Source organism: Vicinamibacteria bacterium (genome assembly GCA_035620555.1).
Classification (GTDB): domain Bacteria; phylum Acidobacteriota; class Vicinamibacteria; order Marinacidobacterales; family SMYC01; genus DASPGQ01.
On record DASPGQ010000019.1, the window covers coordinates 1 to 4,455 of the forward strand.

Here is a 4,455-nt window from a genome sequence, read left to right on the forward strand (position 1 = left end):
AGTACCCCGCTGCCATGCATGCCTACCAGGTTTACCAGGCGAGCCACAGCCCCTTGTTTCCCGTGCGAGGACACAGGATCGAGGGCACTCCCGAAAAACTCTGGTACACGTTCCGAGACGGTTGCGGTGATTTCTTCGTGATGGACGTTCGCACCGAGCGTGTGCTCGGAGGTCCCGGCGAGGCTCGGCTCGTGAGCTCTGAGCAGATGGGCGCGCTATTGAGCTGGCTGAGGGATGGCTCCGGCCGGGTGAAGCTCGTCGTGAGCTCCGTTCCGTTGTTTCCCGAGACGAGAGCGAAGACCGACGATCACTGGACCGGCTTTCCCCGAGATCGGCACGCTTTGCTCTCCCACATCGTCGAACATCGTATCGAGAGGGTGGTCTTTCTTTCCGGAGACATTCACGCGTCGCTCTCTGCCGAGCTCTGCGGCATCGAGGGGACAAAGATCAGGCTCATCTCGGTCATCTCGTCCCCTTTGTTCTGGCCCTATCCCGAAGCTGCCCATCGCTCTCTCGTACTCGAAGGCACTCTCCGGTCGAGCAACTACGTGCTCGAGCTCCAACGCGCCGGTCCCGTGTATTCAACCGACAATTTCACGCGACTCACGGTCGACCCCGATCGCATCACCGTTTCGGTCTTCTCGCGGAAGGGCGATCCGCTGCCGCCCGACAAGGTTCATTATTTCTAGCTCCCTTTCCTCCGGAATGGGGTTCCCACCGGCAAAGCTTGACCAGTCTCATGTGTACATCTAAGATGTACACATGAGACCGAAGAGGGAGGTATCGATATCCGATGCCCGTGAGAACCTTCCGTCGCTGGTGCGCGATGTGGAACGTGGACTCACGGTCACGTTGACGAGAAGGGGTGAGCCGGTTGCGGTGCTGATATCGACCGAGCGCTACCGCGCCCACATGAAGAGCTCCATCCCCCTGAGCCGGGCCATTCAGGACTTTCGATCGGCTCACGATCTCCGCGAGCTGGATATCGAGTCCGCCTACGAAGGGGTTCGGGATCGGTCAAAGGGCAGAGATATTGGGCTTTGAATCTGTCTTACCTCCTCGATACGAATGTCCTCTCGGAGCCTGTAAAACCCACTCCAAATCCTGGCGTTCAACGAAAGCTTGCCGAGAACGAGGAGTGCGTCGCCATCGCGTCCCTCGTGTGGCACGAGCTCTTGTTCGGATGCTACCGACTGCCCGCCTCACACCGACGCACGATGCTGGAGAGATATCTACGCGATGTCATTGCCCCGCACGTACCCGTTCTCGGCTATGACGATGCGGCGGCGGCTTGGCACGCCTCCGAACGGGCTCGGCTCGAGACCGACGGGAAGCCGCCGTCGTTCGTGGACGGACAGATCGCGGCGATTGCTCGAGTCAACACTTTGGTCCTCGTCACGGCTAACGTCAGTCACTATGAGTGCTTCGAAGGCCTGACGATCGAGGACTGGCGTTCGGACTAGTCGTACATTCCGTTGGAGGAGAACTCCCCTAGCTTTCGCCGAGCTCGAACGACCCCTTCTGACCGTACACCCACCCAAGAGTTTGAAGGCGACGAGATGAACCTCACTTTCCAATCAAGTCTTCGAGCCGGTCCAGGGTCGTGCTCCAGCCGGCATCGTGCCGGTCCCGGGACTCCCAGTTGGGAAACCGTTCGTGTGTCACGACGACCTCGGTCTCGCTTCCGACCTGCTCGATCCGAACGATTACCAGCGTCTCGATGCCGGCGTGGGGGTCCGGAGCCTCCCAAGTCCAGGTGAACACGAGGCGATGGGGAGCCGAGATCTCTCGAAACGTACCGAGCACGATAGTTCGATGGCCGTCGGGGAAGCAGAACCCGAATCGGTACCTTCCACCGACTGAAAGGTCGTACTCGAGAACCTCGACTCCGATGTCCCCGCTCGGTGAGAACCATCGGGCGAGAAGCGACGGCTCGGTGAACGCTCGGTAGACGGTCTCGGGCGGGGCGCGAAAACGACGTCTGACAAAGACCGCAAGCTGAATCGCCAATTCTTGGTGTCGCTATTGCTTTCGTCGTCGTGAGCGTCGCCTTCGGGGTCGTTTGCCGGGGCGGCTCGGCTCGCGAGGCGGGGGCGCCTCGGCCGCGCGCTTCTCGCCGTTCGGCGGCTCGTCGACGGTGACGGGCGCCCCGAAATCCCGTTGCATCAGGTAGGCGATGAGCCGGGCGCGCTCGGGATGCTCGCAAATCGCATCCACGACGCGACGAAGGTCGGCGATGTCGTCTTCCGGCACCTCCTTCGCTTCGTCCACCAGCAGGGCCACGAGCCGCTCCGTCTTGCGCGCTTCGACCTCTTCTTCCGTCGGGACCGAACGCTCGATGAGCGCCAGGTGGTAGCGATTGGACAGACGGTTGAAGCTCACCAGATCGGTGGCCGAGACCAGCGACACGACGACGCCACCGCGCCCGATACGGCCTGTGCGACCTGCTCGATGGATGTAGGCCTCGGGAGATTCGGGTGTCGAGTAAATGAAGACGTGTGAGAGCTCCTCGATGTCGATGCCTCGCGCCGCGACGTCGGTAGCTACCAGGTGGCGAATTTCTCCATTGCGAAATCGAGCCATCACCAGCTCGCGCTTTTTCTGAATCAGGTCGCTCGAGATCATCGCGACGGGAAGGCCGCGGCGGGCAAGAAAACTCGCGACCGAGCGCACCTCCTCCTTCGTGTTGCAAAAGATCATCGAAGACGTTGGCTGGTCGTATTCGATGAGCTTTTCGAGAACCGCTTCCTTCTGCATGCGCGGCGTGATGATGTACGTGTGGCGAACGTCCTTGACGTAGGCGAAGTCCTCGGAGAGCAGTACCCAGCGGGGCTCGTTCAGGTAGTGGTAGATGAGTCCGCGGATGCCCAGGGGGATGGTCGCCGAGAACAGGAGCGTCTGTCGCTCCTCGGGCACGTACTCCATGATCTGGTTCATCTCCTGGGCGAAGCCCATGTCGAGCATCCGATCGGCCTCGTCGAGGACGAGGTAGCGGACGTGCTCGAAGCGCAGCGCCCCTCGGCGAAGGAGATCCAGAACGCGGCCGGGCGTCCCCACGATCACCTGGGCGCCCTCCTGGAGCCCGCGAACCTGGGCATCGATCGAGTCGCCGCCGTAGATCGCTACCACTTTGACGCCCCGACCGGAGCCGAGCTCGGCAGTTTCCGCTCGCACCTGGAGCGCGAGCTCTCTCGTCGGGGTCAGCACGACCGCCTGGACCTCACCCCGCTCGACCTCGACATCTTCCACAATGGGAATGCCGAAGGCCGTCGTCTTCCCCGTTCCGGTGCGGGATTGCACGACGAGGTCGAGTCCCTCTCGACAAAGAGGGATGGTCTCTTTCTGTACTTCGGTCGGGCGTAGGTAGCCCATTTCGGCGAGCGCGCCGAGGGTGGCCTCGGACACCCCGAGGCCGCGGAAATCATCTGGCTGGATCATGAAACTGACGAGCACCTCAATGGGGACTCCATTGGAGTCCCAAGTTCAGGATTCTCTGAAGGAGTTTTTCGTAAGAGATTCCACCGGCCTCGGCCGACTCGGCGAAATCTTCTCCGTAGGCGAGCTGGGGATTGGGATTCGCCTCGAGGAAGAAAATCCGGCCCACAGGATCGAGGCGAAAGTCGATGCGCGCATAGCCGCTCAGGTAGAGGTTGCGGTAAATCCGCTTGGCGAGTTTTTGGATCTCCACCTGGGTCGAGTCGGAAAGATTCTTCGCCGGTCCGGTTCGTATCTTGTGCTTTCGCTGGTAGCGGGCGTTCCATTTGACGTGTCCGGTAGCAATCGCCCAGGCGCTTTTCGAGAGTTTCGACAGATAGATCTCCCAGACGGGAAATACCTGGAGACGCTCGTTCCCGATGACGCCCACGTAGAGCTCTCTCCCGTCGATGTAGCGCTCGACGATCGCGTCGGTCCCAACGTTCTTGTGGACGAAGGCGATCCGCTCACGCAGCCTGTCCTCGTCCTCCACGACCGAAGCCTGGGAGATTCCCGCCGATGCGTCCTGAACGAGCGATTTTACGATCGCGGGAAACCGGAGGCGCGGGGGCATCCGGAAGTTCCTTCCCCGCTGGAACACGTTGAACTCGGGGACCCGGATGCGGTGATAGGCGAGCAGCTTCTTCGAAACCGCTTTGTCGCGCGCGAGCATCAGGCCGCGCGCGTTGCAGCCGGTATAGAGGACCCTAAGAAGCTCGAGGTAGCTCACGACGTTCTGGTCGTAGATGGGGACGTCGTCGAAGTCCTCGAGCAAGTTGAAAACGATGTGCGGACGCTCATCCCGAATCGCGCGACGGATCACGCCGAGGTCGCTTTCCACCCCGAGCCGGGACACGCGATGTCCCATCCGCATCAGCGTCTCGATGACGTCGAACTCCATCTTCCAGGACACTTCGCGCAGGTCGTAGCCTTCGACGTCATCCGGTGGCATCATGCTTTGGTGCATTAGAGCAAGGACCC

The 4,455-nt window shown here is 61.2% G+C and carries 6 protein-coding genes; 3 read left to right on the top strand and 3 right to left on the bottom strand.

All coding sequences use genetic code 11. The features are described 5' to 3' along the window. From VEK15_00690 to VEK15_00700, 3 genes are all read left to right on the top strand, one after another. A partial coding sequence (locus VEK15_00690; GenBank protein ID HXV59179.1) for an alkaline phosphatase D family protein occupies positions 1–689 on the top strand: 689 nt, incomplete at its 5' end. Positions 690–762: 73 nt separating this feature from the next. Then, positions 763–1,044, top strand: a complete 282-nt coding sequence (locus VEK15_00695) for a type II toxin-antitoxin system Phd/YefM family antitoxin (protein HXV59180.1) — start codon at positions 763–765, stop codon at positions 1,042–1,044. Then, positions 1,041–1,463: a type II toxin-antitoxin system VapC family toxin gene (locus tag VEK15_00700; protein HXV59181.1), complete on the top strand. Its 423-nt coding sequence runs from the start codon at positions 1,041–1,043 to the stop codon at positions 1,461–1,463. The genes VEK15_00695 and VEK15_00700 overlap by 4 nt, the downstream gene beginning before the upstream one ends. Positions 1,464–1,566: 103 nt before the next feature. Here VEK15_00700 and VEK15_00705 read toward each other — a convergent pair whose 3' ends face one another. The 3 genes from VEK15_00705 to VEK15_00715 all read right to left on the bottom strand — a co-directional run. Next, positions 1,567–2,010: an SRPBCC domain-containing protein gene (locus VEK15_00705; protein HXV59182.1), complete on the bottom strand. Its 444-nt coding sequence runs from the start codon at positions 2,008–2,010 to the stop codon at positions 1,567–1,569. Between the two features lie 12 nt (positions 2,011–2,022). Further along, complete coding sequence (locus VEK15_00710) at positions 2,023–3,438, bottom strand: DEAD/DEAH box helicase (GenBank protein ID HXV59183.1); 1,416 nt, start codon at positions 3,436–3,438, stop codon at positions 2,023–2,025. Positions 3,439–3,454: 16 nt separating this feature from the next. Then, positions 3,455–4,455: ATP-grasp domain-containing protein (locus VEK15_00715; GenBank protein ID HXV59184.1), on the bottom strand; the 1,001-nt coding region annotated here is incomplete at its 5' end.

What these genes read in the sequence shown, in the direction of transcription:
- VEK15_00695 (HXV59180.1), top strand. Translation starts at nt 763, where the DNA reads ATGAGACCGAAGAGGGAGGTATCGATATCCGATGCCCGTGAGAACCTT.
- VEK15_00710 (HXV59183.1), bottom strand. Translation starts at nt 3,438, where the DNA reads ATGATCCAGCCAGATGATTTCCGCGGCCTCGGGGTGTCCGAGGCCACC.